This is a genomic window from Alteromonas sp. H02, from assembly GCF_059682525.1.
Genome location: NZ_CM185021.1, coordinates 2,129,561 through 2,147,302, shown reverse-complemented (window position 1 = coordinate 2,147,302; position 17,742 = coordinate 2,129,561). Strand labels below are relative to the sequence as shown.

Annotated in this window: 12 protein-coding genes and 1 pseudogene; 10 read left to right on the top strand and 3 right to left on the bottom strand. The window is 50.8% G+C overall.

Annotated elements, in window-relative coordinates:
* The first annotated feature begins 4 nt into the window (after nt 1-4).
* The 9 genes and pseudogenes from AC566Q_RS09820 to AC566Q_RS09780 all read left to right on the top strand — a co-directional run bounded on the left by AC566Q_RS09820 (nt 5) and on the right by AC566Q_RS09780 (nt 12,309).
* Nucleotides 5-1,603: a gamma-glutamyltransferase family protein gene (locus AC566Q_RS09820; RefSeq protein ID WP_499616223.1), complete on the top strand. Its 1,599-nt coding sequence runs from the start codon at nt 5-7 to the stop codon at nt 1,601-1,603.
* Nucleotides 1,603-2,421, top strand: coding sequence for a sulfite exporter TauE/SafE family protein (locus AC566Q_RS09815; RefSeq protein WP_499616220.1), 819 nt, complete (start codon nt 1,603-1,605; stop codon nt 2,419-2,421). Before AC566Q_RS09820 ends, AC566Q_RS09815 begins: the two co-directional genes overlap by 1 nt.
* Before the next feature lie 8 nt (nt 2,422-2,429).
* Nucleotides 2,430-3,653 carry a pyridoxal-phosphate-dependent aminotransferase family protein gene (locus tag AC566Q_RS09810; protein WP_499616217.1) on the top strand — a complete coding sequence of 408 codons (1,224 nt, stop codon included), beginning with the start codon at nt 2,430-2,432 and terminating at the stop codon, nt 3,651-3,653.
* Nucleotides 3,650-4,885: an allantoate amidohydrolase gene (locus AC566Q_RS09805; RefSeq protein ID WP_499616214.1), complete on the top strand. Its 1,236-nt coding sequence runs from the start codon at nt 3,650-3,652 to the stop codon at nt 4,883-4,885. The genes AC566Q_RS09810 and AC566Q_RS09805 overlap by 4 nt, the downstream gene beginning before the upstream one ends.
* Before the next feature lie 29 nt (nt 4,886-4,914).
* On the top strand, nt 4,915-5,280 hold the full coding sequence (locus AC566Q_RS09800) for an AraC family ligand binding domain-containing protein (protein WP_105936632.1): 366 nt from the start codon (nt 4,915-4,917) through the stop codon (nt 5,278-5,280).
* Between the two features lie 197 nt (nt 5,281-5,477).
* The gene (locus AC566Q_RS09795) at nt 5,478-6,971 is read left to right on the top strand and encodes an adenosine deaminase family protein (protein WP_499616211.1); all 1,494 of its coding nucleotides are present in this window, start codon (nt 5,478-5,480) and stop codon (nt 6,969-6,971) included.
* 3 nt (nt 6,972-6,974) lie between these two features.
* A complete protein-coding gene (locus AC566Q_RS09790) occupies nt 6,975-8,366 on the top strand; it encodes a uracil-xanthine permease family protein (protein WP_499616209.1) in 1,392 nt (463 codons plus the stop codon).
* A gap of 282 nt (nt 8,367-8,648) precedes the next feature.
* Complete coding sequence (locus AC566Q_RS09785) at nt 8,649-11,126, top strand: TonB-dependent siderophore receptor (protein WP_123325271.1); 2,478 nt, start codon at nt 8,649-8,651, stop codon at nt 11,124-11,126.
* A 26-nt stretch (nt 11,127-11,152) separates the two neighbouring features.
* Nucleotides 11,153-12,309, top strand: a pseudogene (locus AC566Q_RS09780) (purine nucleoside permease).
* Between the two features lie 70 nt (nt 12,310-12,379).
* Here the strand turns inward: AC566Q_RS09780 and AC566Q_RS09775 are convergent.
* Nucleotides 12,380-13,393, bottom strand: a complete 1,014-nt coding sequence (locus AC566Q_RS09775; RefSeq protein ID WP_499616206.1) for an adenosine deaminase — start codon at nt 13,391-13,393, stop codon at nt 12,380-12,382.
* A gap of 250 nt (nt 13,394-13,643) precedes the next feature.
* Between AC566Q_RS09775 and AC566Q_RS09770 the strand changes: the two genes are divergently transcribed.
* Nucleotides 13,644-14,972, top strand: coding sequence for an NCS2 family permease (locus tag AC566Q_RS09770; protein WP_499616203.1), 1,329 nt, complete (start codon nt 13,644-13,646; stop codon nt 14,970-14,972).
* A 974-nt stretch (nt 14,973-15,946) separates the two neighbouring features.
* On the opposite strand, the gene puuE is transcribed toward AC566Q_RS09770, so the two are convergent.
* A complete protein-coding gene (gene puuE, locus AC566Q_RS09765; protein ID WP_105936640.1) occupies nt 15,947-16,855 on the bottom strand; it encodes an allantoinase PuuE in 909 nt (302 codons plus the stop codon).
* Complete coding sequence (locus tag AC566Q_RS09760; RefSeq protein WP_499616200.1) at nt 16,852-17,505, bottom strand: TetR family transcriptional regulator C-terminal domain-containing protein; 654 nt, start codon at nt 17,503-17,505, stop codon at nt 16,852-16,854. The genes puuE and AC566Q_RS09760 overlap by 4 nt, the downstream gene beginning before the upstream one ends.
* Nucleotides 17,506-17,742: the final 237 nt, after the last annotated feature.

Here is a 17,742-nt window from a genome sequence, read left to right as displayed (position 1 = left end):
AAGCATGACAAAAAAACAACACACTGCTTTTACCGCGCCACATTATGCTGCATCGACAGTCGGCAACGATATCCTGCAACGCGGCGGCACCGCCATTGAAGCCATGGTCGCCGCAGCGGCTTCCATTGCGGTGGAATACCCGCATATGAACGGCCTTGGTGGTGACGGTTTCTGGCTAATCAGTGAACCGGGCAAAGCGCCGGTAGCTATCGACGCCTGCGGCACCGCTGCCGGTCTGGCCGACAGCGATTTTTATCAGGGCCTCGATGCTATTCCCTCGCGTGGCGGCAAAGCGGCGTTAACCATGGCCGGTGCTGTGGCTGGCTGGCAAAAAGCGCTGGAGATCAGTGCCAACTGGCAATCTTCAATGCCGCTGCAGGACTTACTGGCCACCGCCATCAGTCAGGCTAACTGGGGCATCGAAGTAACCCAGAGTATGTCGGATGCCAGTTTCAAAACCTTCGATGAGTTAGCCGGTGACGAACATTTTGCGCAGTTTTTAATTAAAGGTAAGGCCCTTAAAAAAGGTAAAATTGTTAAACTCACCAAGCTTGCTAATACCTTACAGCGGCTGGCCGACAACGGCCTGAACGATTTCTATCATGGCGATATCGCCCGCGAACTGGCAGCGGATCTTGAGGCCGCTGGCTCACCGATTCGTCTGAGCGATTTTAACCAGTACCAGGCCAACGTCGTTACGCCGCTAAGTGTCTCAACCTCGAAAGGCAAACTTTACAACCTGCCGGCGCCTACTCAGGGCATCGCCTCGCTAATTATTCTGGCTCTGTACGACCGCGTGGTCAGCCAGGGCAGCAGCGACGCCGATATGGTTCACCTGCTGATTGAATGTACCAAACAAGCCTTTATCAAGCGCAACGAATACCTTACCGATCCGGGCCGTTTAAGTGTTGAACTCGACAGTTTCCTGACCGATAAAGCGCTCGATGAAATGGCCGCGGCCATTAAGTTGGACAAAGCCCTGCCCTGGCCGCAGGAAGCCAAATTGGGTGACACCATCTGGATGGGGGCCTGTGATAACGAAGGCCGCATGGTCAGCTATATCCAAAGCCTTTACTGGGAGTATGGCAGCGGTGTGGTAAGCCCGCAAACCGGTATTGTGTGGAATAACCGTGGTACATCGTTCAGCCTTACGCCCGGCCACTTACAACAACTCAAGCCCGGCTTAAAACCGTTTCATACCTTAAACCCGGCCTTTGCTGAGCTTAATGATGGCCGCCGGATCAGCTACGGCACTATGGGCGGTGAAGGTCAGCCACAAACTCAGGCTGCCTTATTCAGCCGCTATGTATACCACAACCAGCCACTGGATAAATCCATTGCCCTTGGCCGCTGGTTACTGGGTCGCACCTGGGGCGATCAGTCGCATAACCTCAAAGTAGAACGCGACCTTAACGAATACGTTGGCGAAGATCTGCTGGCCCGCGGCCACGATATGGTGGTGGTTGATGCCTGCAATGAACTCATGGGCCATGCCGGCGCAGTGGTATTGCACACAGATGACACCACCGAAGCGGCCACCGATCCGCGCAGCGATGGCAAAGCCTTCGCGCAAGCTTGTACCGCAACAGGAGAAGTACAGTAATGGATGCAATCATGGAGTTACTGCCAACGATTCTGGCCCTGATGGCCACCGGCGTATTTGCCGGTATTCTGGCTGGCCTGCTCGGCGTAGGCGGCGGTATTGTTATTGTGCCGGTACTGTACTTTTTGTTTCAGGCCCTTGGCGTGTCGGCCGACTCTGCCATGCTGATTGCCACGGCGACCTCACTGGCAACAATCATTCCTACGTCGGTTAGCTCAATCCGCGCGCACCGTAAAAAAGGCAACGTCGACAGCGAACTGCTCAAACGCTGGGGCCCGTTTATATTGCTCGGCGTACTGCTTGGCAGTTACGCGGTAACCCAGGTGAACGGTGAAGTATTAACCCTGCTGTTTGGCGTTATTGCCAGCTTGTCTGCCATTAACATGTTTATCGGCAGCAAAAGCGCCTGGTTTAACGACCTGCCTGGTGCCCTTGGCCAGCGCATTATTGCCATTTGCATTGGCTTATTCAGCGCCATGGTCGGCATTGGTGGTGGTACCCTTACCGTTCCTACCCTGACCTTTTGTAATTACCCGGCGCACCGTGCAGTAGGCACCGCCGCTGCGGTTGGCCTGATCATCTCGCTGCCGGCAGCGGTAACCATGCTGATTTTTGGTCAGGCGCCAGCCGATGCGCCCGATGGCACCATCGGCCTGGTTAACCTGATTGGCTTTGCCGCCATTGTCCCCCTTACTGTGTTATTCGCACCGGTTGGTGCTGGCCTGGCCAGCAAACTGGATGCCGCAAAGCTCAAGAAAGTGTTTGCCGTGGTACTGCTTATCACCGGCGTAAGAATGCTTGCTCAGAGCGTGCTCTAGGAGAAAAAATGAAACCCTTAACCATGCCACCCCGACTGCTGATGGGCCCAGGTCCGATAAACTGCTATCCGCGGGTGTTAACGGCCATGTCACAACAGCTGGTTGGCCAGTACGACCCGGCTATGACCAGTTGCATGAATGAAGTGATGGCGTTGTATCGTCAGGTCTTTGAGACCAACAATCACCATACTTTGTTAGTCGATGGTACTTCACGCGCGGGTATCGAAGCCGTGCTGGTCTCCGCACTGGAGCCCGGCGATAAGGTGCTGGTGCCCATTTTTGGCCGCTTTGGCCACCTGCTGTGTGAAATTGCCGAGCGTGCCGGTGCCGAAGTACACAGTATTGAAGTGCCCTGGGGCGAGGTATTTGAACCTGAGCAAATCGAAAAAGCCATTCGCGAAGTACAGCCTAAAATGCTGGCGGTAGTTCAGGGCGATACCTCCACCACCATGCTGCAGCCACTGGAGCACTTAGGTGAGATTTGCCGACGCTACGACGTGTTGTTCTACTCTGATGCCACGGCATCCATTGGCGGTAACCCGTTTAAAACCGATGAATGGCAGCTCGATGCGGTATCCGTTGGTCTGCAGAAATGTTTAGGCGGCCCTTCTGGTAGCGCACCGATAACCTTAAGCGATCGCTATGTAGAACTGGTGCGCAAGCGTCATCACGTTGAAGCCGGTATTCGCGAATCTGCCCACCAGTCAGGCTCGGGCAGTCGCATACGCTCTAACTACTTTGATATTCCCATGCTGCTTGACTACTGGGGTGAGGAACGCCTGAATCACCACACCGAAGCCGCTTCGATGCTGTTTTGTGCTCGGGAATGCGCCATTAATCTGATCGAGGAAGGCATTGATAACAGTATTGCCCGCCATAAACAGGCCGGCGATGCCATGCTGGCCGGTGTACAGGCGCTGAACCTTGAGCCTTTTGGTAACCTCGCGCACAAAATGCATAACGTAGTGGGCGTGGAAATTCCTGATGGCGTGGATGGCGAGCAAATCCGCCAGCAACTGTTGCTGGATTTTAATATTGAAATTGGTACCAGCTTCGGTCCGCTGAAAGGCCGTATCTGGCGGATTGGCACCATGGGTTACAACGCGCGAAAAGATGCCGTACTGCACACCCTGCAGTCGCTGGAAACCGTGTTACGCCGCGCCGGGCACAAGCTGCCTGCTGGTGGTGGTGTTGACGCCGCGCTGGATAGCTTTTCGGGTTCATCACTATGATGGATTTTGCCAGCCTGGCCAACCAGGTGATGTTACGTTGCGATCAGCTCGGTGCGATTACGCAGTCGCCCGGCATCGTTGACCGTCGCTACCTTACCCCTCAGCATCGTCAGGCGAATGATGTAGTCGCCCAATGGATGCGCGAGGCCGGAATGACAGTCTGGCAGGACGCCGCGGGTAATCAATGGGGCCGTTATCACAGCACCGACGCCAACGCGCGTTCACTGGTGCTTGGTAGTCACCTCGATACCGTGCCCAACGGTGGTAAGTACGATGGCATGCTAGGCGTCATTGCGCCGCTGGCGGTGGTACATCATTGTTTCGAAAACGGCATCCGTTTTCCGTTTCATATTGATATCGTCGGCTTTGGCGATGAAGAAGGTACCCGCTTTGGCTCTACGTTGCTGGGTAGCCGCGCGTTAACCGGCCGCTGGAAAGAAGACTGGCAGTTACTGCGTGATGAGAACAAGGTGTCACTGCCTGAAGCGATGACCGAGTTCGGTCTGGCTTTCGATAAGGTGGGCGATGCAACGCTTAAGCCCGACAGCGTGCTGGGCTACCTCGAAGTACACATAGAACAAGGGCCGGTACTGGAAGACAAGAACCTGCCGGTAGGCTGGGTAACCGCAATTGCCGGGGCTAAACGCCTGAATGTGCAGTTAAACGGTATGGCCGGGCACGCGGGTACGGTCCCCATGGATATGCGCCAGGACGCCCTGGTTGCCGCAAGCGAAATGGTCCTGGCGGTAGAGTCTATTGCCAGCCAGTTTGGCATTGTGGCCACCGTCGGCCGACTAGAAACCAGGCCGGGTGCAGTAAACGTGATCCCTGGTCAGGTAAACTTCTCACTTGATATCCGCAGCGAGCACGACCATAAACGGGACGCGGCATTGCAACTGATTGAAGAAGTGTTCCGCGATATTGCCCAGCGCCGTCATATAGATGTTAACTGGCAGCAAACCCACCATGCCGATGCCGTGCATTGCGATCCTTACCTGTCGCAAACCTTGTCCCAGGCTATTCAGCTAAGCGGCCATAACGCTGTTAGTTTACCCTCGGGAGCTGGCCATGATGCCATGGCCATGGATGCTATATGCCCGGTAAGCATGTTGTTTGTGCGCTGCAAAGGCGGTATTAGTCACCATCCTGGTGAGTCAGTGACCAGCGCCGACGTTGCCGCCAGCTTACAGGTTATTTATCGATTTTTAGACGCTTTTTCGCCTGACTTTTAGGCCATTTATCAAGTAGAAGGATGATACGCATGAAGATACCCAGAATTTATAATGATGCAGACGGTAAGAGCCATTTTGGTGAAGCCGAAATCCCGCTTAAAGATGGCGGCCCAATCGGCTTATTATCAGAGAAGATCCCTGCAGGTTCGATTATTTTTCGCGAAACACCCGCCGACTACGACTTTAAATGGCACCCTGCACCAGCACGCCAGTTACTGTTCATTTTAAAAGGCCGCGCTGAGTTTACCGTGTCGAATGGAGAGCGCCACGTGTACGGTGCCGGTGATGTGTTATTACTGGAAGATACCGAAGGCGAAGGCCATTGCAGCCGCGCCATGTACAATGAAGTCCGCCATTCGATTTTTGTTACCCTGCCCGACGGCTTCCCTTATTAATTAAACGCACAGAGTTCTCCGTATGGGGCTGGCTGCTCATGAGTCAGTCACGCCCCTCTCTGGTGCAGTGGCTTTTTAACGCCGCAAGCGCAAACTACACAGCGTAATTATAATCTTTAAAATACAGCAACTTAAATGTTGCCCCGCCATTCGGACCAAATGGTCAGATTATTGCTTCACCCGTAACGTCTTTTTTTATGTCTACAGTGAGCAATATGTGCAGTATGTTTTACCGGTGCAATAGCCGCCGTTCAGCCTCCCCTTTGTTTCGTATCCTGTTTGCCGCCGCCCTGACGCTGACTTCACTGTCGGTATTCAGTGCCGACATGAACACCTGGTTCCGGGAATTCAAGCAGAGTGCCAGTGACCAGACCCTTTATAAATTGCTGTGGTCACTGCCAAAAGGCGGCGATTTGCACCATCACTTAAGTGGTGCCGGCTTTAGCGAATGGTGGTACGACATTGCCACCCGCCCGGAACAAAATGGTGGTTACCGTTACTACACTAAAACCCGTTTACTGCAATGCCGCGGCTACGGTACCAATGAGTTCGGGCCTAATCCGCAGAACCTGTTATTCCGGACCATTCAGGCCTCCACCTATGCCGCGTTGAATGACTGTGAAAAACAGGAATACGAATTACTCAGTGAACTGGACGAAAATACCAAACTCGCCTGGTTCAACAGTATTCGCCTGGATAAAGCCCATGAAGGGCGCAATGAGTTCTTTGAGCGCCACTGGCAGCGACTTAACCAACTGACGAACAACCCGCATATTGGCGCCCACATTCTGCTGAAAAATATGCAGGCATTCGCGGCCGAGGGCTTACAATACCTTGAAACGCAGGTGAATGTGGATCGCAGTATTACTCCTGAGGGCGAGTTAATGTCGCCGGCAGCGTCGCTGAAGGTCTATACCGATATGCTGGCCTCAAAAGCCGCCAGACAAACCGGCGTTACGGTGCGTTTTCAATACGCTCTGCTGCGCTTTTTACCCCATGCAGAAAAGCATTTGCGCTGGATGTATGACTTTGTCGATCAGCATCGCGACCTCTATGTGGGCATAAACATGGTGGGCCGCGAGGATAACGACAAAGGTTATCCTCTGCGTTTCCTGCCGGTGTTACGGGAATTACGCCGCCAGTATCCGGCGATTAATCTGGCTATTCACGCCGGTGAAGTTGATGAACCTAACCAGCATGTAAAAGACACCCTGCTGCTTGGCGCGCAGCGCATTGGCCACGGCCTGAACACCATTACCGATCCGGACACCCTGCTGTTGATGCGCCATGGCCCGTACCTCATTGAAATTAACCTGATCAGTAACCGCCTGCTCGACTACACAGAAGATTATGCCAGTCATCCATTTCCGGAGTATTTGCGCACCGATATTCCGGTGGCGCTGGCTACTGACGATCGCGGTATGTGGGACAGCACTCTTACCGATGAATATTACGTAGCGGTAAAAGAGTTTAACTTATCCTGGCAGGAGCTGACCGGCCTTGCCCGTCAGTCACTTAAACACAGTTTTTTAGCCGAAGACGATAAACAAGCCGCGCTAACCACTTACGAGCAGCGTTTGCGCCAGTTTGCAGAAGCCCTTGCCCGTGACGGCGTTTCGTCATTACCGCAAGCCGCCCCCAAACGGCGTTTTATCTGCGACTATCAACCCACTTTGTGTCATCAAGGATAGCGAATGTCACAGCATCACATACTTTACGCACTGGAAGATAAGCCCGGCTTTATGGTCAGCCTGACGGCGGCGGTGCAACACGTTCTGGCCAGTTTTATTGGCGTAGTCACCCCTACGCTGATCATCGCATCGGCGTTGGGTTTACAGGCAGAAGTGCCCTACCTGATCAGCATGGCGCTGCTGGTTACCGGTATCGGAACCTTTATCCAGACCCGGGGATTTGGCCCGGTAGGCAGTGGGCTGGTGGCGATTCAGGGTACCAGCTTTGCCTTTATCAGTGCTTTGCTGATGGTCGGGACGACGATTAAAGCCCGGGGAGGAACGAACGACGATATCCTCGCCATGATGTTTGGCGTCTGTTTCTGGGGCGCATTCGTTGAAATTATTCTGAGCCAGTTTATTACTCAGCTCAAACGCGTGATAACCCCTATTACCACCGGAGTTGTGATCATTGCCATTGGTATTTCACTGATAAAGGTCGGCATGACAGACCTGGCGGGCGGTTTTAACAGTGATGATTTTGGCAGTGTGGAAAATTTAAACCTGGGACTAACTGTACTACTGGTGATTATTTTCTTTAATGCCCATCGTAACCGCTGGTTAAGATTATCCGCCATTTTTATCGGTATGAGCCTGGGTACACTTATCGCTTTTTTTGCTGGCATGACCGATTTCACGGCGCTGACATCGCTACCGGTTTTCAGCTTTCCGCAACCCTTTAAATACGGCTTCAACTTTGACTGGTCGCTGTTTTTACCTATTGCGTTAATTTACTTTTTTACGGCTATTGAAACGGCCGGCGATCTCACCGCCAACAGTTTATTTTGTCAGTTACCGATCCGCGGTGAAAAATACCTCAAACGGATCCGGGCCGGCATTCTGGGTGATGGTTTTAACTCATTGATGGCGGCCATCTTTTGTACCTTTCCCAACACCACCTTCGGGCAAAATAACGGCGTAATACAGATGACAGGCATAGCCAGTCGTAAAGTGGGCTACTTTGTGGCGGCAGTATTTGTAGTTCTTGGCGTATTTCCCTTTATCGGTGCAGTCCTGCAAGCTATTCCGAAACCTGTGCTGGGCGGCGCTACACTGGTGATGTTTGCCATGGTCGCTGTTGGCGGTGTTAAAATCCTGACCAGCGAGCCATTGACTCAGCGCAACAGCCTGATTACCGCCTGTTCGCTTGGCATGGGACTGGGCGTGATGATGGTGGGTGACGTGCTTGCCCAGTTGCCACCGTGGCTCGGCAACATATTTGTATCTCCGGTTACCACCGCCGGGTTAACTGCAATTGTCCTGACCGTGGTGTTACCTGGCAATAAAGAAGCCGAAACCAGTACCGATAGTTTGCAAACTGACGATACAAAGCAACAGCCATTTACAGAGAAATAAACAGCTGGCCCGGTCCCGATCGGGCTTCAGGTTTACATGGTGCAGTGTTCAGATAATACTCCCTGAAATGGTGCATCGCACTGAACAAACATTCGTCGTTAACAATTAAGTAACGAAAAGACATTGTAGGGCCATGATTTTTATCTTTAAATATCAATCAATTAAAAACAAAACCAACCCTGACCACATGGACAGGATTTTGGCACTAAACCTGCAATGTGCAAGTCTGCATAGCTAAATCTCACTTAAATTAACAAAAAATCCGAGAACATGAGGAACACCATGAAAACGACCAAATTTAGTGTGGCACCGATTGCGCTGGCCGTCACCAGCAGTCTGATGCTATCAACTGCTGCCTTTGCGCAGGAAGAGCCTTCTGATGCTGAAATCGAAAAAATTGAAGTAAAAGGATCTCTGGGCAGCTTACCTGGCCAGGACGTCGAAGCTGTTTTCGGTTTTGGTAAGTCAATTCTGGAAACGCCTCGTTCAGCATCAACTATCTCTGATGAGCAGATGGAACGGTTTAACGTATCCGACATTGACGAACTGGTCGCTTTCGCTCCAGGTACCTTTACCCAGTCATTTTTTGGTGTAGCCGGTTCCCTGGATATTCGTGGTAACCCTGGTGAAGCTTATTTCCGTGGCATGAAGCGTCTGGACAACCCGGGTAACTACCCTACGCCAATTGGTGCATCAAGCCGGGTTGATATTGTTCGTGGTCCGGCCTCGCCAATTTATGGTCCGGCTAAAATTGGCGGTTATCTGAACTTTAATCCAAAATCAGCTGCAGTGGGACGTGGTAAGTACATTGATGAGCCTACTGGCGCAATGTCTTACACCATGGGCACCTGGGATAAAAGCGTTCTGACCGCTGAAGTGGGTGGTCCGGCGACCATCGCTGGTAAAGATATGGGTTTCTACGTGTACGGTGAGCTTGAGAATTCTGGCAGTTATTATGACAACACCCAGACCGACCAAACTATCATTCAGGCAGCTTTTGACGTTGATGTGAGTGATAACGTTAACATTCAGTTTGGTGGTATGTACCACGATTACGCGGGTAATCAGGTTGCCGGTTGGAACCGATTAACACAGGACCTGATTGATAACGGTACTTACATTACAGGTACCGCCAAGCCATTGGATACTGATGGCGATGGCTCGATTTCGCATCAGGAATACGATGCCGTCGAAAATCTTATCAACCCCTTCATTTATACTCCAACGCCAGCTGGCTGGACGGATGATGATTTTGACGATTTGATGCAACTGGATAATCCGGGTACCGCTAAACTTAAAGGTAATCAGGTACTGGTTGCCGCTGATGACCGTTTGGAAAATGATGTAACAACGTTGTACTTTGACGTTATTTACTATTCGGACTCTAACTGGGAAATCAAAAACCAGTTGTTTTACGAAGCCTACGAAAATATCAACGAAAATGCTTATGGTTTCTCGCAGTTCCACGACAGCTGGGTTGTTGAGGACAAAGTGGTATTCAGCGCCGACTATGAGTTTGATTCGCTTTACGCCAAGGTTCAGGTGTCACCCTCTCTGCGTTATACCGACTTTGAGCACGGCGATGATTTTCACCACGAGTTCTTTGACCGTCGCGACCTGACTATGCCATCAACGGCGCTGGACAGACGCTTATTGTCTACTCGCTATGACAACGACTACACTGATTATTACATCGGTAATTACCTGGATCTGGGTTTCGCGGTAATGACCGATCTGACCTGGGATTGGGGTCTTAATGTTGTTCTCGGCGCACGCTACGACAGCGTCGATCTGGAAAGCCGTATACCGGTTGATAAACTGCTGTTCGGCAATGGTTCCAATTCATTTATCAGCCTGTCTGAAGATGGCCAGTCCATTCTCGGCTTTGGTGGTGAAGGTGACGTAACCGCTCCGGTCAGTGCCTCAAACACACTCGACGGTACTTCATGGAATGCCAGTATTTCTTATAATACGCCGTTTGGCCTGATCCCTTATGTAACGGTTGCTGACCAGACTACTCTGGTAGCCGGTCAGGGTGCGGAAATCTGGACTGCCAATATCGAGTCTGGTGCCGCTATGGATACCTCAGAGCTGGTTGAATACGGTGTTAAAGGTTCGTTTCTGGAAGATACTTTGTACTTCGCCCTGTCAATCTATGAGCAAGAGCGTACTGACCTTAACTCGCAAATGGTTATCACCAACAACACCACTAAAACTGAAGGGACTGAGTTTGAACTGCGTTGGGTAGTTAACGAAAGTTTAGTAGTAACCGCCGGGTACTCTAATACTGAAGTGGTTAATATTACAGCCTTAGACAACGGCTTCCAGTTTGGATTCCTGGGTGCTGAAGACTTCCCTGATCTGGAAAATCCATCAGCTATCTACGGTGGTCTGCCAATCGGTAACTTTGCTGTTGGTGAAGGGTCGACTAACCCTGGCGCGATTAAAGCCGGTATTCCGGAAAACATTTACTCGTTAACGGCAACCTATGACTTCCAGAATGGCTATGCGACCAGCGTTAGCGTTATTGACGCTGATTCTACAAAGTCAGGCTTCTCTGGTGCGGTAACGCTTCCAGCCTATACCGTGGTTAACGCAGGTCTGTCTTATCAGGACGAAAACTTTGGCGTGAACCTGACAGTGAAAAACCTGACCGATGAGCGTTACTTCCGTGCTAACTTCCCGGACTTGTTCGGCGGACAAATAGTGTTACCGGAATTACCTCGCCATTTCAGTGCTAAGTTCTCTTATAAGTTCTAAGCTACATTTTGTACGATAATAACGGCATGCTTTGGCATGCAGTTTTTTTGTTTAACGGAGTTATTATGCGTATCGTTTTATTAAGTTTATTGAGCTGTCTGGCTTTGAGCGCCTGCCAGCCGGGCACGGATGCTCCTACACAAACCACTCCCGCAGAAGCGGTAAAAACACCGGCTGAAAGCGCCGAAAAACTGCAAGTAAAAGCCGTTGTTGTTGCCATGTTTGAAATTGGCGAAGACGAAGGTGATCGCCCCGGCGAATTTCAGTTCTGGAAAGAGCGTTACGGCCTGACTGAAAAGTATCCCTTCCCGCACGGCTTCCACGACCTTTATTACAACCCGGAAAAAGGCGTACTGGGCATGGTCACCGGTATGGGGATTGCCCGCGCTTCATCGGCGTTTACCGCGCTGGGACTGGACTCTCCTTTGATTTAACCAAAGCCTACTGGCTGATTGCGGGTATTGCCGGTATCGACCCTCAGGATGCTTCTATTGGCTCTGCGGTATGGACGGATTACCTGGTTGACGGCGATCTGGCGCATCAGATTGATGCCCGGGAAATCCCGGAAGACTGGTCAACAGGTTACTTCCCTCTCTTTGCCAACGAACCTTATCCAGAGCAGGAAGGAGAGGTTGTTGCCCGTAACGGTGAAGTCTTTCAGTTGAATACCACGCTGGTAGACTGGGCATTCAACCTCACCAAGGATATCGAGTTAATGGATACCGATGCCATGCTGGCATTACGCAGCAAGTACACCGAAATGCCGGCAGCGCAATTGCCTCCTAAAGTTTTACGCGGCGACCACTTGTCCGCATCTACCTTCTGGCATGGCAAACTGTTTAACGACTGGGCAAACGACTGGACAGCTTTCTGGACCAACGGCAAAGGCAACTTTATGACTTCCGGCATGGAAGACACCGGCAGCTATCAGGCTCTGACCTACCTGGATAACGCCGGTCTGGCCGATAAAAAACGCGTGATGGTGTTACGTACTGCCAGTAACTTTACCATGCAGCCAACAGGCATGACCGCTGCCGAAAACCTCGCCTCGGAAAGCTCCGGCGCTGGCTATGCCGGCATGCTGCCATCACTGGAAGCCGCTTATACAGTCGGTAGTACCGTGATTGATGAAATTGTCCTTAACTGGGACAAGTATCAGGATACCCTGCCGGGTCAGCAGTAATTCTGCAGAACCTGCAGCGAATACAAGAAAGGGGCCTTCTGGCCCCTTCTTGTTATCCGCAACGAAAAACTTAAGCCGCTTTGGCCACCAGGTTATCAATACACCGTAGCCACTTATTCTTTTCCTCGGCCGGCAAAAAGGACCCAATAAAACTGTTTTTAACCAGTTGAACCAGCGCCGTTTCATTCATCGCCAGATGGGTCATTAACGCTTTGTAATTGTCGTTCAGATAGCCACCAAAATAGCTCGGATCGTCAGAGTTAACCGTTACACACAGCCCCTGCTCGAGCAGATCGAGAATATTGTGTTGCGCCATATTATCAAATACACACAACTTAATATTACTTTGCGGACACACCGTTAGCGCCATGCCGCTGTCGCGTAAACGCTTGATAAGTTGTGCGTCTTCCTCGGCTCTGACACCGTGATCGACGCGATCTATTTTAAGCAGATCCAGAGCTTGCCAAATGTAATCCGGTGGCCCTTCCTCACCAGCATGGGCAACACATTTGAAGCCCAACGCCCGTGCGGCAGTAAACACCTTCACGAACTTTTCCGGCGGATTACCCTGCTCCGAACTATCCAGCCCCACTGCCTTAATAACCGGGTAATAGTCCCGAGCGTTATTAAGCGTTTCAATAGCCGATGCCTCAGAGAGATGGCGCAAAAACGACATTATCAGGTATACGCTAATACCCCATTGAGCTTTCGCTTCATCAATAGCGCGTAGGAAACCCGGCATAAACACATCAAATCCGACGCCCCTCTCGGTATGGGTTTGCGGATCAAACATGATCTCGGTATGTACGATGTTATCGGCATGACAATGCTGTAAATAACTGCGCATCAGCTGGTAAAAGTCTTCTTCCTCGCGCAGCACGTCTGCGCCCTGATAATACAGGTCCAGGAAACTCTGTAGATTGTCAAACTGATAGGCTGCTTTAATGGCCTCTACGGAATCGTAGGGCAACGACACCCCGTGTTTCTCCGCCAGCGCCCACATCAGCTCTGGCTCCAGTGTGCCTTCTATATGCAGGTGCAATTCGGTTTTTGGCAATTGCTCAATTAAATCAATAAGTCTCATCGCGTAACGGGCTCCCTCGCGCACTGTTGTCAGGCAAATTCACCATTTAGGTGCATCTTTGAATGGCTCCATGCCAAAATAGCCTGCATCAAACTGATTTATAGTAAGATTGGTCTGTTCGGTACCAACCGTTTATTGTGATATATAAAAGTCTAGCAGATACCAGACCAACTCTTTGACTAAATGGTCAGTTTTTTGCTTGCACTAAGCCAACACACTCAACAATTACAAACCATAAAAGAGATTCACTATGTCATCATCGCTGATAGAGCGGCTTTTCAAACTTGAGGCCCACGGCACCACCATTAAAACCGAGGTGATCGCCGGCCTGACCACGTTTGCAGCAATGTCTTATATTCTGGTGGTTAACCCGGGCATTCTGGGCTTAAGCGGCATGCCGGCTACCGGCTTGATAACAGTTACGGCACTGGCCGCCTGTTTGGGCACCATGCTAATGGCGTTTATGACCAACTACCCGATTGCACTGGCACCGGGTATGGGCCTTAACGCCTTTTTTGCTTTTACCATTTGTATGACCCGGGAAATCCCCTGGGAAGCCGCCCTGGGCATCGTATTCTGGAACGGTGTGCTGTTCTTATTATTAACCCTGACCGGGGTGCGAACCTTAATTGCCGAAGCCATTCCTCCCTCTCTTAAAATAGGCGTGCAATGCGGAATCGGCTTGTTTATCGCATTTATCGGTCTCAAAAATGCCGGTTTGATCGTGTCTAACCAGGCAACCTTTGTAACCATTGGTGACTTATCTAACCCCGCGGTTATGCTTGCCCTCGCCGGGATTCTGCTTACTGTCATTCTGGTAAAGAAAAACGTTACCGGCGGTATTCTGCTGTCGATTATTCTGCTCACCCTGATGGGATTTATTATTCCAACTGAAGACGGCATGCTAACGCCGACACCAGAGGCTATTGTCGGTATGCCTGAGCCTATCAGTGACACCTGGTTTGCCATGGATATTATGTATCCGCTGGAACATTTCGCTGAAACCTGGGATCTGATATTTGCCCTGATGTTCGTCAACATGTTCGATACCATCGGTACCCTGATTGGCGTTTCACGCCGGGCTAACCTGCTCAATGAAGAAGACAAACTGCCAAAGATTGGCGCTGCGATGACCGCCGATGCGTCTGCCAGCGTGGTCGGCGCGGCTTTAGGTACTTCACCGGTAACCAGTTATGTGGAATCAGCAGCCGGCGCTTCAGCCGGTGGCCGAACCGGCCTCACCGCTATTGTGGTGGGTATCTGCTTCCTGCTGGCGCTATTTTTAACACCTCTGATGAAAATCATTCCGCTGATGGCCACCACACCGGCACTGGTGATGGTGGGTATCTTAATGATGGAATCGATTCGTCATCTTGAGTTCGATGATCTTGGCGCTACCGCTACAGCAGTCGTTGCCCTAATGGCTATGCCACTCACCTTTAGTATCAGTGAAGGGATAGCGCTGGGTTTCATCACCTATGTGGGTGTAAAGCTGGGTACTGGTAAGCACAAGGAAATCAGCTTTATTACTTATCTGTTGGCACTGGTGTTTATTCTGCGCTACGCCTTCGGCCTTTAAAGTATGAGATACACCAGGTAACAAAATAGACTATTGCATCCCGTCATACCGGAAGCTGCCCTGGCAGCTATCCGGTATCTCCTGAAAAGGTTTACTCAGTCAACAAGAGTGATATCAATATCTTCGGTAATCTCCACATCCTGTCGGGGTGCCGACTGCACCCAAAGGGGAGATGGCTCCCCTTTGCTCTTCACAACAGCTTTTTTCCAGTTCTTTAATCGCGAAGGTGCATACTGTCACCGGGCAGGTATGACAGTTTTTTCAGCCGGTGCGACGAAAAAGACACCGTCATGCCGGAAGCTGCCCTGGCAGCTATCCGGTATCTCCTGAAAAGTTTTGCTCAGTCAACAAGAGTGATATCAACATCTTCGGTAATCTCCACATCCTGTCGGGGTGCCGACTGCACCCAAAGGGGAGATGGCTCCCCTTTGGAAACCTTCCAGTTCTTTAATCGCGAAGGTGCATACTGTCACCGGGCAGGTAAAACCTATCGGTCAGAGAGGGCGTCCTGCCCTCCTGACCGGAGCCATCATCCATGATGCCTCTTCGCTTTTACTTGATCTGCCCGGTGACAGTATTTCGCGATACAAAGAACCAAATAAAAAGCAAAAACACGCTAACGCGCCGAACTCACCTCTACTCGTCATACCGGAAGCGGCTTTAGCCGCTATCCGGTATCTCCAGAAAAGTTTTGCTCACCCAAAAAATACTGTTTCAGGTAGTCAAACTGTTTAAAAGATACCGGCTCGCAGGCCGGTATGACAGATTTATTTGGGCGGTATTACAGTGATTTTTAAGGCTACAATACGATGTTAAGACACCGGCTTTTACCCGTTCGGTTATTGCGAACTATTGGGCCGGTATGACAGTTTTTTCAGCCGGTGCGACGAAAAAGACACCGTCATGCCGGAAGCTGCCCTGGCAGCTATCCGGTATGACGGTGAAGTTTATAATAACTACTCAATGTACAACGGTTATTTTTCGCCGTAAGGAAAGTGCTCGGCCCAGTGCTGAGCGATTTGCTCTCTGGTACAACACCATACCTGATCATGACTCTGCACATACTCAACAAAGCGCTTTAACGCAGCAAACCGGGCCGGACGGCCAATGATACGATTATGCAAACCTATGGATAACATTTTGGGGGCGTCCTGCCCTTCTTCATACAACACATCGAAAGCATCTTTCAGATAAGTGAAAAACTGTTCACCACTGTTAAAGCCCTGTGGTGTGGCAAACCGCATATCATTGGTATCCAAAGTATAAGGTATCATCAGCAACGGCTTACTGTAATGCGTATCATAGTAAGGTAAATCGTCGGCATAGGAGTCGGCGCAATATAGAATATCGTCACGCTCAGCGATTAATGCCAAAGTATTCGGACTGGTGCGGCCGGTATACCAACCTGCGGGGACTTTACCCGTGAGCGCTTTATGGCGCATCACAGACTCTTCAATCTGGGCCCGTTCTTCGTTGATATCCATGTCCTGAAAATGGATCCAGCGTAGTGCATGACTGGCGATTTCCCAGTCGGCATCGAGCATGGCTTTAACCACTTCAGGGTGACGCTCAAGTGCCATGGTCACGCCAAACACGGTGAGTGGAATGTTAGCCTGAGTGAACAGGCGGTGCAGACGCCAGAAGCCAGCACGGGAACCATATTCATAGATTGATTCCATGCTCAGGTGCCGGTCCGGATAGGCTTGTGCACCAATAATCTCGGACAGAAAGATCTCAGAGTGGCTGTCACCGTGCAGCACACAATTTTCACCGCCTTCTTCGTAATTCAGCACAAACTGTACCGCCACTCTAGCATTGCCCGGCCAGCGTGGATGCGGTGGGTTGGCACCGTAGCCAATCAGATCTCTTGGATAATCACTCATTTCGCTGACTCCGCGTATTTTTCAGGCACGGTAAGACCACAGCCTGACAATATCAATTGCACCAGCTGGCGGGTAGCTTCATCAAAGTCTGCCCGTTTCATGGTCTTGCCTCGCAAACTGGTAATTTGTGCCGAAAAATCGGCGTAGTGCTGGGTGCAGGCCCAGATATGAAATAACAGATACAGCGGATCTACGGCGGTCATCCGCCCCTGGGCTATCCAGCTATTCAAAATAGCAACACGCCCTTCCATCCAGGCTACGTGCTCATTGCTGAAAAACTTATTGAGATAAGGCGCGCCATTGAGCACTTCCATGGCGAAAATTTTAGACGCCTGGGGATGGGTTCGCGACATGGTCATTTTATCGGCGATATAATCAGCCAGCGACTCTGCCGGATCGTCGTCTTCGGTCACCTGGTCGAAGCGTGAATTCCACAGCGACATAATGTCCTGCAACATGGCCACGTATAAGCCCTGCTTGGATTTAAAATAATACAGAATATTGGTTTTCGGTAACTCCGCCTCGTCAGCAATTTGCTGTACCGAAGTACCCTTAAAACCGTAAGTTGCGAAAGCCTTTTCAGCCGCGACCAGAATTTTCTGTTTGTTCTTAGCCCCGATACTACCGTCCATTTTCGATTTACTCGCCATTAATACTGCGTTCCTTGTTTTTCACTGAAATTGACTGAGCACCTGAATGTCATCAGGCATCGCCCTGCCTGTGATAGCGGGCGGATGTCCATTCATGCTATATCTTGTCACTTTCTCGTTGCTTTGTCTCAGTACTGAGTCTGATTTACAGCAATTTCCTGACCACTTAGTCATTTTTTTGCAGAGCAAGTGGTCAGTCCACGTAATTGTCGTCGCAGTATCCTGCGCTACACTTTA